The organism is Pseudomonas sp. 2,4-D (assembly GCF_030418155.1).
Taxonomy (GTDB): Bacteria; Pseudomonadota; Gammaproteobacteria; order Pseudomonadales; family Pseudomonadaceae; genus Aquipseudomonas; species Aquipseudomonas alloputida.
Genome location: NZ_JAUHUI010000023.1, coordinates 21,333 through 40,420, shown reverse-complemented (window position 1 = coordinate 40,420; position 19,088 = coordinate 21,333). Strand labels below are relative to the sequence as shown.

The 19,088-nt window shown below is 64.0% G+C and carries 16 protein-coding genes; 11 read left to right on the top strand and 5 right to left on the bottom strand.

What is annotated here, in order from left to right:
- Positions 1 to 38: 38 nt before the first annotated feature.
- From QYE47_RS16955 to accC, 4 genes are all read left to right on the top strand, one after another.
- Positions 39 to 1,811, top strand: a complete 1,773-nt coding sequence (locus tag QYE47_RS16955) for a protein-disulfide reductase DsbD (RefSeq protein WP_014589547.1) — start codon at positions 39 to 41, stop codon at positions 1,809 to 1,811.
- Positions 1,812 to 1,990: 179 nt separating this feature from the next.
- On the top strand, positions 1,991 to 2,446 hold the full coding sequence (gene aroQ / locus QYE47_RS16950) for a type II 3-dehydroquinate dehydratase (protein WP_010951834.1): 456 nt from the start codon (positions 1,991 to 1,993) through the stop codon (positions 2,444 to 2,446).
- 99 nt (positions 2,447 to 2,545) lie between these two features.
- Entirely contained in the window at positions 2,546 to 3,007 is a 462-nt protein-coding gene (gene accB / locus QYE47_RS16945; protein ID WP_014589546.1) for an acetyl-CoA carboxylase biotin carboxyl carrier protein, read from the top strand.
- Positions 3,008 to 3,024: 17 nt separating this feature from the next.
- Positions 3,025 to 4,380 carry an acetyl-CoA carboxylase biotin carboxylase subunit gene (gene accC, locus QYE47_RS16940; RefSeq protein WP_003255333.1) on the top strand — a complete coding sequence of 452 codons (1,356 nt, stop codon included), beginning with the start codon at positions 3,025 to 3,027 and terminating at the stop codon, positions 4,378 to 4,380.
- Between the two features lie 90 nt (positions 4,381 to 4,470).
- Here the strand turns inward: accC and QYE47_RS16935 are convergent, their stop codons facing one another.
- The gene (locus QYE47_RS16935) at positions 4,471 to 6,324 is read right to left on the bottom strand and encodes a sigma-54-dependent Fis family transcriptional regulator (protein ID WP_019438039.1); all 1,854 of its coding nucleotides are present in this window, start codon (positions 6,322 to 6,324) and stop codon (positions 4,471 to 4,473) included.
- Between the two features lie 283 nt (positions 6,325 to 6,607).
- Here QYE47_RS16935 and QYE47_RS16930 point away from each other — a divergent pair, with 283 nt between their 5' ends.
- The 7 genes from QYE47_RS16930 (at position 6,608) to QYE47_RS16900 (ending at position 14,552) form a co-directional block, all read left to right on the top strand.
- Positions 6,608 to 7,663 (top strand): ATP-NAD kinase family protein, encoded by a 1,056-nt coding sequence (locus QYE47_RS16930; protein ID WP_014589544.1) that lies wholly within the window; start codon positions 6,608 to 6,610, stop codon positions 7,661 to 7,663.
- Between the two features lie 22 nt (positions 7,664 to 7,685).
- Complete coding sequence (locus QYE47_RS16925) at positions 7,686 to 8,663, top strand: thiamine pyrophosphate-dependent dehydrogenase E1 component subunit alpha (protein ID WP_003255338.1); 978 nt, start codon at positions 7,686 to 7,688, stop codon at positions 8,661 to 8,663.
- Between the two features lie 33 nt (positions 8,664 to 8,696).
- Positions 8,697 to 9,719 carry an alpha-ketoacid dehydrogenase subunit beta gene (locus tag QYE47_RS16920; RefSeq protein ID WP_010951829.1) on the top strand — a complete coding sequence of 341 codons (1,023 nt, stop codon included), beginning with the start codon at positions 8,697 to 8,699 and terminating at the stop codon, positions 9,717 to 9,719.
- Positions 9,716 to 10,822: an acetoin dehydrogenase dihydrolipoyllysine-residue acetyltransferase subunit gene (locus QYE47_RS16915; RefSeq protein ID WP_014589543.1), complete on the top strand. Its 1,107-nt coding sequence runs from the start codon at positions 9,716 to 9,718 to the stop codon at positions 10,820 to 10,822. Before QYE47_RS16920 ends, QYE47_RS16915 begins: the two co-directional genes overlap by 4 nt.
- 52 nt (positions 10,823 to 10,874) lie before the next feature.
- Positions 10,875 to 11,939 (top strand): 2,3-butanediol dehydrogenase, encoded by a 1,065-nt coding sequence (locus QYE47_RS16910; protein ID WP_223279163.1) that lies wholly within the window; start codon positions 10,875 to 10,877, stop codon positions 11,937 to 11,939.
- A gap of 207 nt (positions 11,940 to 12,146) precedes the next feature.
- Complete coding sequence (locus QYE47_RS16905) at positions 12,147 to 13,880, top strand: C13 family peptidase (protein ID WP_014589541.1); 1,734 nt, start codon at positions 12,147 to 12,149, stop codon at positions 13,878 to 13,880.
- A gap of 27 nt (positions 13,881 to 13,907) precedes the next feature.
- Positions 13,908 to 14,552 (top strand): oxidoreductase, encoded by a 645-nt coding sequence (locus tag QYE47_RS16900; RefSeq protein ID WP_014589540.1) that lies wholly within the window; start codon positions 13,908 to 13,910, stop codon positions 14,550 to 14,552.
- Between the two features lie 25 nt (positions 14,553 to 14,577).
- Here QYE47_RS16900 and QYE47_RS16895 read toward each other — a convergent pair whose 3' ends face one another.
- The 4 genes from QYE47_RS16895 to QYE47_RS16880 all read right to left on the bottom strand — a co-directional run bounded on the left by QYE47_RS16895 (position 14,578) and on the right by QYE47_RS16880 (position 18,916).
- Positions 14,578 to 14,865 (bottom strand): YceK/YidQ family lipoprotein, encoded by a 288-nt coding sequence (locus QYE47_RS16895; protein WP_003255347.1) that lies wholly within the window; start codon positions 14,863 to 14,865, stop codon positions 14,578 to 14,580.
- A complete protein-coding gene (gene ubiX, locus QYE47_RS16890; RefSeq protein WP_003255348.1) occupies positions 14,862 to 15,491 on the bottom strand; it encodes a flavin prenyltransferase UbiX in 630 nt (209 codons plus the stop codon). Before ubiX ends, QYE47_RS16895 begins: the two co-directional genes overlap by 4 nt.
- On the bottom strand, positions 15,488 to 16,837 hold the full coding sequence (gene mpl, locus QYE47_RS16885) for a UDP-N-acetylmuramate:L-alanyl-gamma-D-glutamyl-meso-diaminopimelate ligase (protein ID WP_070383392.1): 1,350 nt from the start codon (positions 16,835 to 16,837) through the stop codon (positions 15,488 to 15,490). Before mpl ends, ubiX begins: the two co-directional genes overlap by 4 nt.
- A gap of 66 nt (positions 16,838 to 16,903) precedes the next feature.
- Positions 16,904 to 18,916, bottom strand: coding sequence for a sigma-54-dependent Fis family transcriptional regulator (locus tag QYE47_RS16880; RefSeq protein WP_070383391.1), 2,013 nt, complete (start codon positions 18,914 to 18,916; stop codon positions 16,904 to 16,906).
- Between the last annotated feature and the right edge of the window lie 172 nt (positions 18,917 to 19,088).

Genomic DNA, 19,088 nt, shown 5'->3' with positions numbered 1-19,088 from the left:
GTTATCATGCCGGGCACGTTCCACCTCGCGAGTCCGCCATGCGCCGCCTGTTTTTCATGCTGTTCCTGCTGCTGGCCAGCCCTGCCTTCGCCGCAGGCCTGCTCGACAACCGCCCCAGCGCCACCCTTGGCGCCGCTTCGCTGGCCAACAACGCCGATTTCCTGCCGGTACACGAGGCCTTCAAGCTCAACCTGGTCCAGGCCGATGCGCAAACCATCAAGCTGCGCTTCGTCGCCACCGATGGCTACTACCTCTACCGCCACCGCTTCCAGTTCCGCACGGAACCGGCCGATATCACCCTGGGCACGCCGAACATCCCCAAGGGTGAGGCCAAGCACGATGAATTCTTCGGCGACGTTGAGGTGTACCACGGCGTGCTCGATATCGAGTTGCCACGCAAAGACCCACGCGCTTTCACCCTGCTGGTGGGCTATCAGGGTTGCGCCGACAAGGGCTTGTGCTACCCGCCGGAAACCGCACGCCTGAGTATCGATGGCGAAGGCGCTGCAAACACGCCAGCCACCGGCGAACACGGCTGGAACTGGAAGTCGCTGCTGCTGTTCTTCCTCGCTGGGGTCGGCCTGACCTTCACCCCCTGCGTCCTGCCGATGTTGCCGATCCTTTCCGGTGTGGTGCTGCGCGGCCAGGTTGGCGGCGTGCGCGGCCTGGCGCTGTCGCTGGCCTACGTGCTGCCAATGGCCGCCAGCTTCGCGGTGCTCGGCGCACTGATGGGCCTGTTCGGCGCAAGCCTGAACCTGCAGGCGCGCCTGCAGTCTGCCTGGGTGCTGGTACCTTTCGCGCTGTTTTTCGTGGTATTCGCCCTGGCCATGTTCGGCCTCTTCGAACTGAGGCTGCCCCAGGCCCTGAGCAACCGCCTGAACAACGTCGCCAACCACACCCGCGGCGGCTCGCTGCTGGGCGCAGCTGTGCTCGGAGTGCTCTCCAGCTTGCTGGTTTCTCCGTGTGTATCGGCTCCCCTGGCCGGTGCCTTGCTCTATATCAGCGCCAGCGGCGATGCCCTGGGTGGCGCGCTCAAGCTGTTCACCCTGGGTTTGGGCATGGGTGCGCCACTGCTGCTGGTGGCCACCGGTGGCGCGGCCTGGCTGCCCAAAAGCGGCCCATGGATGAACACGGTGAAAAACGCCATTGGCGTATTGCTGCTGGGGCTGGCCATCGGTTTGCTCAGCCGTGTACTGCCAGGCCCTGTGACCTTGCTGCTGGTCGGTTTCCTCGCCGCGGGTGTGGCACTGTTCCTCGGCGCGCTGGAATTCGTCGTCAAGACGACGGCCCAGCGCCTGGCGCAACTGCTCGGTCTTGCCTTGCTGGTGTACGCGCTGGCTTGCTGGTACGGCGCCCTCACTGGCCAGGGCGACCCACTGCGCCCACTGCCGGGGGCGTCACTGGCCGCCAGCGGCAGCCTGCCGGCAGCAAAAGCCGATGCCTGGCAGACCATTACCACACCTGATGCTCTGGACGCAGCCCTGGCGCAAGCCAAGGCCGCCGGCCAACCAGTGCTGCTGGACTGGTACGCCGACTGGTGCATCAGCTGCAAGGTGATCGAGCATGAGGTGCTCAACGCACCGCAGGTGCAAACACAACTGGCCGGCTTCAAACTGCTGCGGTTCGACATCACCGACAGTAATGCCGAGCAACGCACGCTGCTCGACCGCTACCAGCTGTTCGGCCCACCCGCCCTGCTGTTTTTTGCTGCGAACGGCAGCGAAATTACCGCTGATCGGGTGATTGGCGAGATAAATGCCGGTGAATTTGCGCAGATTCTGACGCGCGTGCGCGGCAAAGTCGGTCTATAACTTCCCGCGAGCCCGGAAAAATCCTGAAATGAGTGACCGGATTTAATTATTCGGTCACATACTTCGCGCGAACCTCGGACATCGTGCTGGCTATTGCCGGGAACTGGACACTTGCCGTTGCTTTACGGCACACTCGCCGCGCTGTGTCGAATTGCCCTACAAATCCAAGGAATCCGCAGATGGCAACGCTACTGGTGCTCCACGGCCCAAACCTCAACCTGCTCGGTACTCGCGAGCCAGGCCACTATGGCGCCGTGACCCTGGCTCAGATCAACCAGGACCTGGAGCAACGTGCCCGCGCCGCAGGCCACCATCTGCTGTACCTGCAGAGCAATGCCGAATACGAACTGATCGACCGCATTCATGCCGCACGCAACGAGGGTGTTGACTTCATCCTGATCAATCCGGCTGCTTTCACCCACACAAGCGTCGCATTACGTGACGCATTGCTTGCGGTGAGCATCCCATTCATCGAAGTGCACCTGTCCAACGTGCACAAACGCGAACCGTTCCGTCACCACTCCTACTTTTCCGATGTTGCCGTAGGGGTGATCTGCGGTCTGGGCGCCAGCGGTTATCGCCTGGCCCTGGAGTCCGCGCTGGAACAACTGGCTGCCAACGCACAGCCCAAATGATGAAAACCCTGGCCTAAGTGGGCCGGGGTTCGAGAGAAACGTTTCAGATACGTTTTTTGTATTTCGCCCCCTGACCGAACCTTTGGGAGTTGATGATTAATGGATATCCGTAAAGTCAAGAAACTGATCGAGCTGCTGGAAGAGTCTGGCATCGACGAACTGGAGATCAAGGAAGGCGAAGAGTCGGTCCGTATCAGCCGTCACAGCAAGACCCCAGCTGCCCAGCAGTTCTACGCACCGGCGCCTATGGCTGCCGCCCCTGCCGCTGCGCCGGTTGCCGCTGCTGCGCCAGCCGCCGAAGCCGCTGCTGCCGCCCCGGCCCTGAAAGGCACCGTGGTCCGTTCGCCAATGGTAGGTACCTTCTACCGCAAGCCTTCGCCGACCTCGCCTAACTTCGCTGAAGTTGGCCAGTCCGTGAAGAAAGGCGACACCCTGTGCATCGTCGAAGCCATGAAGATGATGAACCACATCGAAGCCGATGTTGGCGGTGTCATCGACGCCATCCTGGTAGAAGACGGCCAGCCGGTTGAGTTCGACCAGCCGCTGTTCACCATCGTTTGAATCGCGGAGAGCCAACGATGTCTGGGAAGCTCGAAAAAGTCCTGATCGCCAACCGCGGGGAAATTGCCCTGCGGATCCTGCGTGCCTGCAAAGAGCTGGGTATCAAGACCGTCGCCGTGCACTCCACTGCCGACCGTGAACTGATGCACCTGGGCCTGGCAGACGAGTCGGTCTGCATCGGCCCTGCATCGTCCAAGGATTCCTACCTGCATATCCCGGCGATCATCGCTGCCGCCGAAGTGACTGGCGCCACTGCGATTCACCCGGGTTACGGCTTCCTGGCGGAAAACGCCGACTTCGCCGAACAGGTGGAAAAATCCGGTTTCGCCTTCATCGGCCCGAAAGCCGACACCATTCGCCTGATGGGCGACAAGGTTTCGGCCAAGGACGCGATGATCAAGTCGGGCGTACCGACCGTACCGGGCTCCGATGGCCCACTGCCAGAAGACGAAGAAGTTGCCCTGGCGATTGCCCGCGACGTCGGCTACCCGGTGATCATCAAGGCCGCCGGTGGTGGCGGTGGTCGCGGCATGCGCGTGGTGCACAAGGAAGAGGACCTGATTTCCTCGGCCAAGCTCACCCGTACCGAAGCCGGTGCTGCCTTCGGCAACCCGATGGTTTACCTGGAGAAGTTCCTGACCAACCCACGTCACGTGGAAGTACAGGTACTGTCCGACGGCCAGGGCAACGCCATTCACCTGGGCGACCGTGACTGCTCGCTGCAGCGCCGTCACCAGAAGGTCCTGGAAGAAGCACCAGCCCCGGGCATCGATGAGAAAGCCCGTCAGGAAGTGTTCAAGCGCTGCGTCGATGCGTGCATCGAGATCGGCTACCGTGGTGCCGGTACTTTCGAGTTCCTGTACGAAAACGGCCGCTTCTACTTCATCGAGATGAACACCCGTGTGCAGGTTGAGCACCCGGTGTCGGAGATGGTCACTGGCATCGACATCGTCAAGGAGATGCTGAGCATCGCCGCGGGCAACAAGCTGTCGTTCCGCCAGGAAGACGTGGTGATCCGTGGCCACTCGCTGGAGTGCCGGATCAACGCCGAAGACCCGAAGAAGTTCATCCCGAGCCCAGGCAAGGTGAAGCACTTCCACGCCCCGGGCGGCAACGGCGTACGCGTCGATTCGCACCTGTACAGCGGTTATTCGGTTCCGCCGAACTACGACTCGCTGATCGGCAAGCTGATCACCTACGGCAAGGACCGCGACGAAGCCATGGCGCGCATGCGCAATGCCCTGGACGAGATCGTCGTCGACGGCATCAAGACCAACATCCCGCTGCACCGCGACCTGGTGCGTGATGAAGGCTTCTGCAAAGGCGGCGTCAACATTCACTACCTCGAGCACAAACTGGCCAACCAGGAGTGATCGTGTAGTGTGATGTACCAGAACCCCGGCCCTGTGCCGGGGTTTTTTATTGCCTGCCAGAATCTGGGGCCGCGTTGCGGCCCCAGGGCTCTACCCCTTCATCCGCGGCATGTCGATGCGATGCTCATGCACTCGCCGATAAAGCGTCGCCCGCGAAATACCCAAAGCCCGCGCCGCATCAGCCGGCTTCCAGCGATGGCGAATCAGCGCGTCCAGCAACAGCTGCCGGGCCGGGCACGACACCCCGCTTTCAGCCGAGCCAACCGCTTCACCGCGCACCTCCTGCGGCAGATCCTGCAGCCGCACCTGCCCGCCTTCACTCACCGCACAGGCATACCGCAACACCTGCCGTAGCTGACGCAAATTGCCCGGCCAGCGATAAACCAGCAGCGCCTGCAGCGCGTCATCCGCCAACACCACATCCACCCCGCAGGCCGCAGCCTCTTCGTCCAGCAACTGGTGAATCAGCCCCAGCCGGTCATCACGCTCACGCAAAGGGGGTAGCTCAAAGCGGGCATTGGCCAGGCGGAAGTACAAGTCTTCACGAAATCGCCCGTCCTCCACCATCGCCGCCAGATCGCGATGGGTCGCACAGATCACCTGAATATCCACCCGCTCCCGCCGCGCCGCACCCAGCGGCGCCACCTCACCCTCCGCCAGCACCCGCAGCAGGCGGGTTTGCAGGTTCAGCGGCATGTCCCCGATCTCGTCGAGGAACAGCGTGCCGCCATCGGCCTGCTGCAACAGCCCTTGCATGCCTTTGCTGGAAGCCCCGGTGAAGGCCCCGGCCACATAGCCGAACAACTCGCTCTCGATCAGGGTTTCCGGAATGGCCGCGCAGTTCAGGGTAACGAACGGGCCATCACAGCGCTGGCTTTGCTGGTGCAGCTGCCGGGCGAATACCTCCTTGCCGGCCCCGGTCTCACCCAGTACCAGCACCGCCAGGTTGCAGTCCTTGACCCGCGTGGCCAACCGCAGGTGCTGCTCGATACGGGTGTCCTGGGCCTGTCGCAAAGGCTGCGCACGCTGGCGTTGCTGTGGTGCGCTGACCCGTCCATACAAACCGCCCAGACCAGGCAGACGCTGGGCGGACGACGCGCTCACCCGGCGCAGTTGGTCGATGTCGAACAGTTCGCCAATATGCTCGGGCAAGCGCCCCAGGCGTTCCACCAAGCGTTGCCGCGCCAGGCTGTTGATCGCCTGCAAGCGGCCATCGGCATCCCAGGCCAGCAGGTAATCGGGCTGGCTCTCCACATAGCCCGGCGTACCATGGGCGCGCATCACCCAGTGGCCTTGGGCGCTGTGCATGAAGAAGGCGTTTTCGATCTCGCGGGCCGTTTGCTCGACCAGTTGGCGGATCAGGTGCTGGCTGCGCCGATCGTCCGGCGACTGCAAGGCCGACACATCGACCACGCCCAACAACTCGCCCAACGGGTCGAACACCGGCGCCGCTGTGCAGGTCAGGCCGATGAAGGCGGCGCGAAAGTGATCGCGCTTGTGCACCGTGACCGGTGCCTTGCTGGTCAGCACCGCCGCCACGCCGCATGTGCCCTCCTCGCCCTCCGACCAGCAGGTCCCCAGATACAGCCCGGCCTTGCGACAGTCGTTGCGGATGGCCGACTCGACCCGGTAATCGATGGTGCGCCCTTGGGCATCGGTAAGCAGCACGCAGTAGTCAGCGCCGCGCACCCGCTCATGCAAGCGCGCCACGGCATCGCTGGCGATGCGCAGGAACAGCTCGGCGCGTTCGCGGCATTCGTTGAGCAGGCTTTGGGAAAGGATACGCGGCCCCTGCTGGGAACCGGGATCGAGGCGGTACACATCCATGGAGCGGCGCCATGAATCGAGGATCAGCGGTGGTACCGGCGCCTGCGGCAGGCGGTCGGCATTCTTCAACACCCTGCTGACGCAGTCCACATGGGCTCGGGAGTTCGCGGCAAGCATTCAGGCCCTCCGGTTCTCGTTACTGTTTTTATCGTTGTACGGCCATTAAGCGCCTCTGGGCATGCCCCGACAAGCACTGTGTGATTACCGGCTGGCTTGAGACGCAGCGTCTCAGTGTCTCGGCTAAGCAGGCCCGGCGCTGGCACCCGGCGTCTCGCCACCCTACCCGTGAAAACCTGCCCGAACACGACCAGAGCCCTCTAGCCCGGCTACTTCAGCCATCGCGAAGAAAGCTGGCACCCCGCTTGCTCCTGCCCTTGCAAACAAAAATACGAGGTGCGCCATGCCGCTACCCGCCCCGATTGTCGGGATCATTGCCAACCCTGCCTCTGGCCGCGACCTGCGCCGCCTGACCGCCAATGCCGGGCTCTATTCGAGCACCGACAAGGCCTCGGCTATACAGCGCCTGCTGGCCGCTTTCGGCGCCACCGGCATTGGCCAGGTGTTGCTGCCCATCGACATGACCGGCATCGCTGCCGCCGTGCTCAAGGCCAGCCAGGGCCCGGGGGCCCGTGACCAGCACTGGCCGGCCATCGAAATCCTCGACCTGCCACTGAGCCAGACCGTGGCCGATACCCGCCTGGCTACCCGGCGCATGGTCGAGCGCGGCGTGGCGATGATCGCCGTGCTGGGCGGTGATGGCACCCACAAGGCGGTCGCCGCCGAAGCCGGTGACGTGCCGCTGCTGACCCTGTCCACCGGCACCAACAACGCCTTCCCCGAACTTCGCGAAGCCACCAGCGCGGGCCTGGCCGGTGGCCTGCTTGCCAGTGGCCGGGTACCGGCCAGCATCGGCTTGCGCCGCAACAAACGCTTACTGGTGAACGTGCCTGAACAACAACTGATCGAGTGGGCCTTGGTCGAGGTGGCCGTGTCGCCGCAGCGCTTCATCGGTGCCCGTGCGCTAAGCCGCAGCGAGGACCTCTGCGAAGTCTTCGCCTGCTTCGCCGAGCCCCACGCCATCGGCCTGTCGGCCCTGTGCGGTCTGTGGTGCCCGGTGTCACGGCAAGACCCGCACGGCGCCTGGGTACGCCTGGCCCCCGACGCCGAACAGGCGCTGTTGGCGCCGTTGGCGCCCGGCCTGCTGCAAGCCTGCGGCATCACTGCCTGCGGTCCGCTGACACCCGGCGTCGCCCAGCGCCTGAGCCTCGCCAGCGGCACCCTGGCCCTGGACGGCGAACGCGAAATCGAATTTGCCGAGCATGACACCCCCACCATCACCCTCGACCACCAAGGCCCACTCAGTGTGGACGTCGAGGCCGTGCTGGCGCATGCCGCCCGCCACCACCTGCTGGCCGTCCCGCGCGGCCACCGGCTGCACCCTGCAAACCCGTGTTGAGACAACCCCGGAGAACAACAAGATGTCCAATCAACTCAGTACTGATCAACTGCTGCATGCCTATGAAGTCATGCGGACCATCCGCGCCTTCGAAGAGCGCCTGCATGTGGAGTTCGCCACCGGCGAAATTCCCGGCTTCGTCCACCTGTATGCCGGCGAAGAAGCCTCTGCAGCCGGGGTCATGGCCCACCTGCGCGACAGCGACTGCATTGCCTCGACCCACCGCGGCCATGGCCACTGCATCGCCAAAGGCGTGGACGTGTACGGCATGATGGCCGAGATCTACGGCAAGAAAACCGGCGTGTGCGGCGGCAAGGGCGGCTCGATGCACATTGCCGACCTGGAAAAAGGCATGCTCGGTGCCAACGGTATCGTCGGCGCCGGCGCACCACTGGTGGCCGGGGCGGCGCTGGCGGCCAAGCTCAAGGGCCGCGATGACGTGTCGGTAGCCTTCTTCGGCGATGGGGCATCCAACGAGGGCGCGGTGTTCGAGGCCATGAACATGGCATCGATCATGAACCTGCCCTGCATCTTCGTGGCCGAGAACAACGGCTACGCCGAGGCAACTGCCTCCAACTGGTCCGTAGCCTGCGACCATATTGCCGACCGCGCTGCCGGCTTCGGCATGCCAGGCGTCACCATCGACGGCTTTGACTTCTTTGCCGTATACGAGGCCGCCGGCGCTGCCATCGAGCGCGCCCGTTCCGGGCAAGGGCCGTCGCTGATCGAGGTCAAGCTCAGCCGTTACTACGGCCATTTCGAAGGCGATGCGCAAACCTACCGCGCCCCTGATGAAGTGAAGAACCTGCGCGAATCCCGCGACTGCCTCATGCAATTTCGCAACAAGACCACCCGCGCCGGCCTGCTCACGGCCGAGCAACTGGACGCCATCGACGCCCGCGTCGAGGACCTGATCGAAGACGCCGTTCGCCGCGCCAAATCCGATCCCAAGCCACAGCCCGCCGACCTGCTCACCGACGTCTACGTCGCCTACCCCTGAGCCGCGGATTACAAGAACAACAGGAGAACCACCATGGCAAGAAAGATCAGCTACCAGCAGGCCATCAACGAAGCCCTGGCCCAGGAAATGCGTCGCGACAGCACAGTGTTCATCATTGGCGAAGACGTCGCCGGCGGCGCCGGTGCGCCCGGCGAGGATGACGCCTGGGGTGGCGTGTTGGGCGTGACCAAAGGCCTGTATCACCAATTCCCCGGCCGCGTGCTTGACGCGCCGCTATCGGAAATCGGCTACGTCGGCGCGGCCGTCGGTGCTGCCACCCAGGGCCTGCGCCCGGTGTGCGAACTGATGTTCGTCGACTTCGCCGGCTGCTGCCTGGACCAAATCCTCAACCAGGCCGCCAAGTTCCGCTACATGTTCGGCGGCAAGGCAGTAACCCCGCTGGTGATGCGCACCATGTATGGCGCCGGCCTGCGCGCAGCCGCCCAGCACTCGCAGATGCTCACCTCGCTATGGACGCACATCCCCGGCCTGAAAGTGGTGTGCCCATCCTCGCCTTACGATGCCAAGGGCCTGTTGATCCAGGCGATCCGCGACAACGACCCGGTGATCTTCTGCGAACACAAGTTGCTGTACAGCATGCAGGGCGAGGTGCCGGAAGAGGTGTACACCGTACCGTTCGGCGAAGCCAACTTCTTGCGCGATGGCGACGACGTGACCCTCGTTACCTACGGGCGCATGGTGCATGTGGCGCTGGAGGCCGCCAACAACCTGGCCCGCCAGGGCATCGACTGCGAAGTACTGGACCTGCGCACTACCAGCCCGCTGGACGAAGACAGCATTCTGGAAAGTGTGGAGAAGACCGGCCGCCTGGTGGTGATCGATGAAGCCAACCCGCGCTGCTCGATGGCCACCGACATCAGCGCGCTGGTGGCGCAGAAGGCTTTTGGCGCACTCAAGGGCCCCATCGAAATGGTCACCGCACCGCATACCCCGGTGCCGTTCTCCGATGCCCTGGAAGACCTGTACATCCCTGATGCGGCGAAGATTGAAGCCGCCGTGCGCAAGGTAATCGAAGCCGCAAGGAGTGCCGCATGAGCCAGATCCATACCCTGACCATGCCCAAGTGGGGCCTGTCGATGACCGAGGGCCGGGTGGACACCTGGCTCAAGCAGGAAGGTGACGAAATCAGCAAGGGCGACGAGGTGCTGGACGTTGAGACCGACAAGATCAGCAGCAGCGTCGAAGCGCCGTTCAGCGGCGTGCTGCGCCGCCAGGTGGCCAAGCCGGATGAAACCCTGCCCGTCGGCGCGCTGCTGGCGGTGGTGGTCGAAGGCGAAGCAGAGGAGGCCGAGATCGATGCGGTGGTACAGCGCTTCCAGGCCGAGTTCGTCGCCGAAGGCGGCAGCGACCAGAGCCAGGGGCCGGCCCCACAGAAGGCGGAAGTTGGCGGGCGCCTGCTGCGCTGGTTCGAGCTGGGTGAAGGCGGCACACCGCTGGTGCTGGTGCACGGTTTTGGCGGTGACCTCAACAACTGGCTGTTCAACCACCCGGCGCTGGCTGCCGAGCGGCGGGTCATCGCCCTCGACCTGCCGGGCCACGGCGAGTCGGCCAAGGCCCTGCAGCGGGGCGACCTGGATGAGTTGAGCGAAACCGTGCTCGCCCTGCTCGACCACCTGGACATCGCCAAGGCGCACCTGGCTGGCCATTCCATGGGCGGTGCCGTCAGCCTCAACGTGGCGCGCCTGGCCCCGCAGCGGGTGGCCAGCCTGAGCCTGGTGGCCAGCGCCGGTCTGGGCGAAGCGATCAACGGACAGTACTTGCAAGGTTTCGTTACCGCGGCCAACCGCAATGCACTCAAACCGCAGATGGTGCAGTTGTTTGCCGACCCGGCGCTGGTCACCCGGCAAATGCTGGAAGACATGCTCAAGTTCAAGCGCCTGGAAGGTGTGGACCAGGCCCTGCAGCAGCTGGCAGGGGCGCTCGCCGACGGCGACCGGCAGCGCCACGACTTGCGCGGGGTACTTGGCAATCACCCGGCACTGGTGGTGTGGGGTGGCAGGGATGCGATCATCCCGGCCAGCCACGCCGAGGGCCTGGAAGCCGAAGTACAGGTGCTGCCAGAGGCCGGCCACATGGTGCAGATGGAGGCGGCCGAACAGGTCAACCAGCAACTGCTCGCATTCCTACGCAAGCACTAAGCCCTTTTCGTGAGCCTGGAGAACAACAATGAATGACCTGAGCCACACCCACATGCGCGCTGCTGTCTGGCATGGCCGCAATGATATACGTGTCGAACAGGTACCCTTGCCGGCCGACCCTGCGCCGGGCTGGGTGCAGATCAAGGTGGACTGGTGCGGCATCTGCGGCTCCGACCTGCACGAATATGTTGCCGGCCCGGTGTTCATCCCGGTAGAGGCCCCGCACCCGCTGACCGGCATTCAGGGCCAGTGCATCCTCGGCCATGAATTCTGCGGCCACATCGCCAAGCTTGGCGAAGGCGTGGAAGGCTATGCCGTAGGCGACCCGGTGGCGGCAGACGCCTGCCAGCATTGCGGCACCTGCTATTACTGCACCCATGGCCTGTACAACATCTGCGAACGCCTGGCGTTCACCGGCCTGATGAACAACGGTGCCTTCGCCGAGCTGGTCAACGTGCCCGCCAACCTGCTCTACCGGCTGCCGCAGGGCTTCCCTGCCGAAGCCGGGGCACTGATCGAACCGCTGGCGGTGGGTATGCACGCGGTGAAAAAGGCCGGCAGCCTGCTTGGGCAAACCGTTGTAGTGGTGGGGGCCGGCACCATCGGCCTGTGCACCATCATGTGCGCCAAGGCTGCGGGTGCGGCACAGGTCATCGCCCTTGAGATGTCCTCTGCGCGCAAAGCCAAGGCCAAGGAAGTTGGCGCCAACGTGGTGCTGGACCCCAGCCAGTGCGATGCCCTGGCGGAAATCCGCGCACTGACTGCAGGGCTGGGCGCCGATGTGAGTTTTGAGTGCATCGGCAATAAACATACGGCCAAGCTGGCCATCGACACCATCCGCAAGGCGGGCAAATGCGTGCTGGTGGGTATTTTCGAAGAGCCCAGCGAGTTCAACTTCTTCGAGCTGGTGTCCACCGAGAAACAGGTGCTGGGGGCGTTGGCGTACAACGGCGAGTTTGCCGACGTGATTGCCTTCATTGCTGATGGTCGGCTGGATATTCGCCCGCTGGTAACCGGCCGGATCGGGTTGGAACAGATTGTCGAGCTGGGCTTCGAGGAACTGGTGAACAACAAAGAGGAGAACGTGAAGATCATCGTTTCACCAGGTGTGCGCTGATTGCACCTTGAAGGCAACGTGGCACCTGTGGGAGCGGGTGGGCCTGCGAACAATGCAACACAGTGGCGGGCACCGGCTTTGCCGGTGTTCGCGGCTGAAGCCGCTCCTACAGGGCAAGGTTCCAAGGCCTTGCGCTGACACAGGGGCTCGCTGTCTCAGGATCCCATTCTGCGTCATACTCGGCAGACCTATTGCCCGGTCCTCGCCATGCGTCCATTGCTCCCCATTACCCTGGTCCTGCTGCTCGCCGCCTGTGGCGATGGCGAATCGCTGCTCCCGCCGGACGCACGGCTGCCTGACGGCGGGCGTTACCGGGGGCAGGTGGTCGATGGCCTGCTGCAAGGTGAGGGCCGGATCGACTACCCCAATGGCAGCTGGTACGCCGGCAGCTTCAAGGACGGCCAGTGGCACGGCCAGGGCGAATGGCATGGCCAGAACGGCGAGGTCTACCGCGGCCAGTTCGCCGAGGGGCTGTTTCAGGGCTTGGGCGAGCTGACCACTCCGGGCAGCCACTATAGCGGCACCTTCCGCCACGGCCGCCGCGACGGCGAGGGCACCCTCAAGCAAGCCGACCAGACATACCGCGGCCAGTTCAAGGACGACCTGTACGACGGCGCAGGCCAACTGGAGCTGGCCGACGGCAGTCGCTACCAAGGCCTGTTCGCCAAGGGCAAGCCCAACGGCGCCGGGGTGCGCAGCGATGCCAGCGGCAACCAGTTCAGCGGCCACTTCGTCAACGGCCAGCTACAAGGCGCCGGCACCTACGACAGCGTTGATGGCGAGCAGTACATCGGCGAATTCAAGGACAACCGCCTGGAGGGCCGAGGCCGCTACGAAAATGCCGATGGCGACGTGTGGATCGGTGAATTCAAGGACGGTTCGCTGATCGGCGAAGGCGAGTTGCTGGGCAGCGATGGCAGCCACTACAGGGGTGAGTTCGCCGACTGGCGTCTGTCGGGCCAGGGCAGCCTGCAACTGGCCGACGGCAGCAAGTATATCGGCGGTTTCCTGAACGATGCCTACCATGGCCATGGGCGGCTGATTCTGCCCAGTGGCAAGGTCGAAAGCGGAACATGGGCCAACGGCGTGCGCGTGCGCGACCAGAATGGCAAGCTGCTACCAGACCCACTGGACCTGGCTTTGCTCAACCAGGGCCGGCTGCTGGACGAGGCGCTGGCTCGGGTACCTCGCTCGGCGCCACCGATCCAGCTGTATAGCCTGGTCGTGGCCGGCGATGGCCAGCAAAGCGTATTCCTGCGCGAAGCCGACTACGTCAGCAACATGCTAAAGGTGCGCTTTGGCGCCCGTGGCCAAGTGACCCTGGTCAACCACCGCGACCACATGGCCACACGCCCCATGGCCACCCGCGAAAACCTCTCCCGCGCTGCCGCCACCCTGGCAGAGCGCAGCGGCCCCGAAGACCTGGTGTTCATCTACCTCACCAGCCATGGCAGCCAGGACCACCAGCTGGTGCTCGACCAGCCCCGTCTGCAATTGGCCGACCTGGCCGCTGACGAGCTGGCAACAGCCTTGGCGCCGCTGAAGGATCGCGACAAGGTAATCGTCATCTCCGCCTGCTATTCAGGGGGCTATATCGCTCCGCTCAAAGACGAGCGCACGGTCATCATGACCGCTGCCCGGGCCGACCGCGTCTCCTTCGGTTGCTCGGAGGAAGCCGACTTCACCTACTTTGGCGATGCCCTGTTCGCTGAAGCGCTGAACCAGACCGACGACCTGAAACAGGCGTTTGAACTGGCACGTGCCAGCGTTGCCGAAAGAGAACAAAGGGAAGGCTTCGAGGCCTCCGAGCCGCAGCTGTGGGCACCGCCGGCCGTGCTTGAGCACTGGCATCGCCTGCGCCAGCAACAAGCCGAAGAAGCGTTGCGTAACGCCACACAGGCCAACGTGAGGGAACAGGCAAAAATGCCCGGCACTCACTAGACTTGTGTGTAACAAGGGAGAGACATCATGTACTTGACGCCTCAGCATGTCCTGCTTGCCGGAGCCACCGGTCTGACCGGTGAACACCTGCTAGACCGCCTGCTCAACGAGCCCACCATCACCCGTGTCCTGGCGCCTACACGCCGACCATTGGCCGAGCACCCGCACCTGGAAAACCCGGTGGGCGACCCGGCAGTATTCCTTCCGCAACTGGCCGGGCGGGTCGACATCGCGTACTGCTGCCTGGGCACCACGCTGAAGCAGGCGGGTTCCGAATCGGCTTTCCGCGCAGTGGATCTGGACATGGTGGTCGCCTTCAGCAAGCGTGCCCGGGAAATGGGCGCACGGCATCTGCTGGTGGTCAGTGCAGTGGGCGCCGACCCTAAGTCGTCAATTTTCTATAACCGGGTCAAGGGCGAGATGGAAGAAGCGCTCAAGGCTCAGGACTGGCCACAGTTGACCATCGTGCGGCCCTCGTTCCTGCTGGGCGAGCGACTGGAGCCACGGCTGACTGAACAGCTAGTTGCGCCGTTTTCCCGGTTCATACCCGGGAAATACCGGGGAATCGAGGCTTGTACCCTGGCCCGTGCCCTGTGGCGGCTGGCGCTGGAGGAAGAAGACGGCGTGCGGGTCGTCGAGTCGGATGAATTGCGCAGGTTGGGCAGGATCTAGGCTTCGCCTGTGCCCGCAAAGGCCATCACAGGCCGCCGCTAGCCTGGAAGCCTATGCCGGCCGCTGTCAGCAAAGACAACGGCAGCAGCAGGGTATCGAGCAACATGCTGCCGGGCAGATCCAGGCGCGGATACGCCGGAGCGTCCGCCCCGTAATGATCCCGCGGGCAACACCCGCCATTGATCACATACAAATCCAGACGGGTACCGGCATACACCACCGGTGCGCCGGGCTTGTTGGCATCCAGCGTGCGCACCGTGGCGCACCCACCCAGCATCACCAGCGCCAGCAACCCTGCCAGTGCTCGCTTCAATCATCCACCCCGAAGTGGTGCTCGCCCCAACGCGGCAACATATCCTGGGGGATGTTCAGCAGGTTGAGGATACGCGCCACGACAAAGTCGACCAGGTCGTCGATGGTCTGCGGCTGGTGATAGAACCCCGGAGCCGCCGGCAAGATCACCGCGCCCATTTGCGACAGCTTGAGCATGTTTTCCAGGTGGATGGTGGAGAATGGCGCTTCGCGTGGCACCAGGATCAGTTGACGACGCTCCTTGAGGGTGACGTCGGCAGCACGCTCGATCAGGTTGTTGCAGGCGCCAGTGGCGATGGCCGACAAAGTACCAGTGGAACAGGGGACCACCACCATTGCCGCCGGGGCGCCAGAACCCGAGGCTACCGGCGACATCCAGTCTTCCTTGCCATACACACGGATCTGCCCATCGGCCGCGCCGGTGTATTCAGTCAGGAAGGCCTGCATCGCCTGGGGCTTGGCCGGCAACACAACATCCGTCTCGGTGGCCATCACTAACTGTGCGGCCTTGGAGATCAGGAAGTGCACCTCGCGGTCTTCGCGTACCAGGCAATCGAGCAGGCGAAGGCCATACTGGGCACCCGAGGCGCCCGTCATGGCCAGGGTAATGCGTTCCGGCCCGTTCACTTCAGCGCCTCGGCCAGCTTGCCGTGCAGGCCGCCGAAGCCGCCGTTGCTCATGATCACCACATGGGTGCCTGGGCGAGCCTGGCCTTTGATCCGCTCGATGATCGCTTCGAGGCTGTCAGCCACCACGCTTGGTACCTTGCACTGCGCAGCAGTGCCGGCCAGGTCCCAGCCGAGGTTGGCCGGCGCATACCAGATCACCTGGTCGGCGTCGTTGACGCTTTCTGGCAGGCCGTCACGATGGGCACCGAGTTTCATCGAGTTGGAGCGTGGCTCGATCACCGCGATCACAGGCGCCTCCCCCACCCGCTTGCGCAGGCCGTCGAGCGTGGTGGCAATGGCGGTCGGATGGTGGGCGAAGTCATCGTAAATGGTCACACCTTGTACTTCGGCAACCTTCTCCATGCGCCGCTTGACGCTCTTGAACGCACTCAGGCCGTCGATACCCATGGCGGGCACCACGCCTACATGACGCGCTGCTGCCAGGGTAGCCAAGGCATTGGCGACGTTGTGCTGGCCGGTCAGCGCCCAATCCACCACACCCTGCACTTCGCCCTCGAACAGTACTTCAAAGCGCGAGCCATCGGGGCTGAGCAGGCGGGCTTGCCACTGGCCGCCCTCACCGGTGGTTTGCACAGGTGTCCAGCAGCCCATGCCGATCACACGCTCCAGCGCTTGCTCGGTGGTCGGGTGGATGACCAGGCCTTCGCCGGGGATAGTCCGCACCAGGTGATGGAACTGCCGCTCGATCGAGGCCAAGTCCGGGAAGATGTCCGCGTGATCGAACTCAAGGTTGTTGAGGATCGCGGTACGCGGGTGATAGTGGACGAACTTCGAGCGCTTGTCGAAGAAGGCGCTGTCGTACTCGTCGGCTTCCACCACAAAGAACGGCGTGTCGCCCAAGCGGGCCGACACCGAGAAGTTCTGCGGCACGCCACCAATCAGGAAGCCCGGGCTCATGCCGGCGTGCTCCAGCACCCAGGCCAGCATGCTGCTGGTGGTGGTCTTGCCGTGAGTACCGGCAACGGCCAGCACCCAGCGGCCTTGCAGCACGTGGTCGGCCAGCCACTGCGGGCCGGAGACGTAGGGCAGGCCCTTGTTCAGCACGTATTCAACCGCTGGGTTGCCGCGCGACATGGCGTTGCCGATGACCACCAGGTCCGGCGCCGGATCCAGCTGGGCCGGGTCATAGCCTTGGGTCAGTTCGATACCCTGGGCTTCGAGCTGGGTGCTCATCGGGGGATAGACGTTGGCGTCGGAGCCGGTGACGCGGTGGCCAAGTTCCTTGGCCAGCACCGCCAGCGAACCCATGAAAGTGCCGCAAATACCGAGAATGTGAATATGCATGGTCGACCTCGCAAAACATCGAGGCAGGGTAGCCCAGGGCGCGACAAATCGCACCCGCTGTTTCGCTCAGTCGCCTCTGGTAATGCCGTGTTTGCGCAGTTTTCGATACAAGGTATTGCGGCTGATGCCCAAGTGCTCGGCGACGCGGGTGAGATGCCAGTGTTTTGCCTCCAGGACCTCCTTCAGCGCTTGCCGCTCCGCGTCGAGCAGAACCTCGGTCCCTACAGATTCACCCTCAATCTCTGCGGCACCGCCGGACCTGTGGGAGCGGGCTTGCCCGCGAACGAGGGCAACGCCCTCGCCCTCTATTGCCTGGTCGGACATCGTGGGCTCGCCCGCCCCCACGGGAGGTGGGCTGGTGCGGATGACGGCGGGGAGGTCCGCAAAGGTAATGCGGGCATCTTCGCAAAGCGCCACCAGGGTACGCAGCACATTGCGCATCTGCCGCACGTTCCCTGGCCAGTTAAATGCGAGCAGCGCCTGCCGCGCCCTGGGCTCGATGTCTATCCATTGCCCCTGCGTCTCCTGACGTAGCAGAAAGTCCAGCAACTGCGCCTTGTCACTGCGTTCGCGTACCGCCGGCAGCGCGACCTCCAGGCCATTGAGGCGGTAATACAGGTCCTCGCGGAAACTGCCCTGTTCAACCCGTTCCAGCAGGTCACGGTGCGTAGCACTGACGATGCGCACGTCCACCGCCTGTGGCTCTCCCCCGATCGGCACCACCTGGCGCTCCTCCAGCACCCGCAGCAGTCGGGTTTGCAGGGCAAGCGGCATATCGCCGATCTCGTCCAGCAGCAAGGTGCCGCCATCGGCCTGCAACAGCTTGCCACGCATACCCTCCTTGCGCGCGCCGGTAAAACTGCCGCCGCGGTACCCGAACAGCTCACTCTCGATCAGGCTTTCCGGGATAGACGCGCAGTTGATGGCGACGAACGGCTTGCCGCGCCGCTCACTGGCCTGATGCACAGCCTGGGCGAAGGCCTCCTTGCCACAGCCAGTCTCGCCGCGCAGCAGCAATGGCACATTGCGCTCGAACACCCGCACGCTGCGGCGAAAATCATTTTGCAACGCAGGGTCAAGCAGACAGACCAGCGGCTCCACTTCACCTGCGGGCCGCGGGTGGGCGGCCGGCACCGACCACACCGGCGCCCGGGCCTGCCCCCGCAGGCTAGCGAACACCTGGCGACCGTCCAGGGTACGCAGCGGCCAGACGGCACTGCCGCCGGGCGTGGCACGGCTGAACATTTCGTCATGGCTGCACGCGAAAAAGCACTCCAACGGTTTGCCCAGCACGCCGCCCCGTACCGTGCCCAGCAGGTTCAGTGCGCTTTGGTTGGCAGCGCAAATGCGCCCATCGCCGTCGAACGCCAGCAAACCTTCGCTGAACAGGCCGACCGACTCGGCTTGCAGGTGAAAACGCAATAACCATTGCTGCTCGAAATGGCGCAGGAAATAGCAGCTTTCGATCATCTTCGCCGAAAGGTTGACCAACGCCATGGTGTGGAACTGGCTTTGCCGCGATACATCGGGGCGCGCAGAGGACACGTCGAGTACCGCCAGCAGGTCGCCATGCGGGTCGAACACCGGGCTGGCCGAGCAGGTCAGCCCGGTGTGACGGCCACGGAAGTGCTCGTTCTGATGGATGGTCAGCGCCTGGCGCTCGACCAGGCAGGTGCCGATGCCATTGGTGCCCTCGCGCGCCTCGCTCCAGTCGGCGCCCAACCACAGCCCGGCACGCTCGAAGCTACGCCGCTCGGCGGGGGCACTGACGCAGTTGAGGATCACCCCGCGGGCGTCGGTCAGCAGCACCGCGTGGCCTGCGCCGGAAAGCTGCTGGTGCAGGCTGTTCATTTCATGGTCGGCAATTTGCAGCACCTGATGCAGGCGCTCGCGGCTTTCCAGCAGGCGCCCATGCTCAAGCACCACCGGCGCTTCGATCACCGTCGGGTCGAGGTGGTAATCCTCCAGGCAGCGCAGCCAGGAGCGGGCGATGGACGGGTCACTGCCGCCCTCCCCGGCCCCACCATGGGCAACGCTATGAACCTGCCGGGCATGGCGCGTGAAGTGATTGCTCTGCATTGTTGTAATTCTCCGCAGATAGAGCGTCAGCCCAGCATCCTCCACCCGGGTAGGCTTTGCAATGCACACGCCTGCGATGTGTCGCAAACGGCACAAAATGTCACCCCAGGCGTACCGACACCGGTACAGCGGCTCTTGATCAGCCCCGTAAAAATGACCCAAGTCATTGATT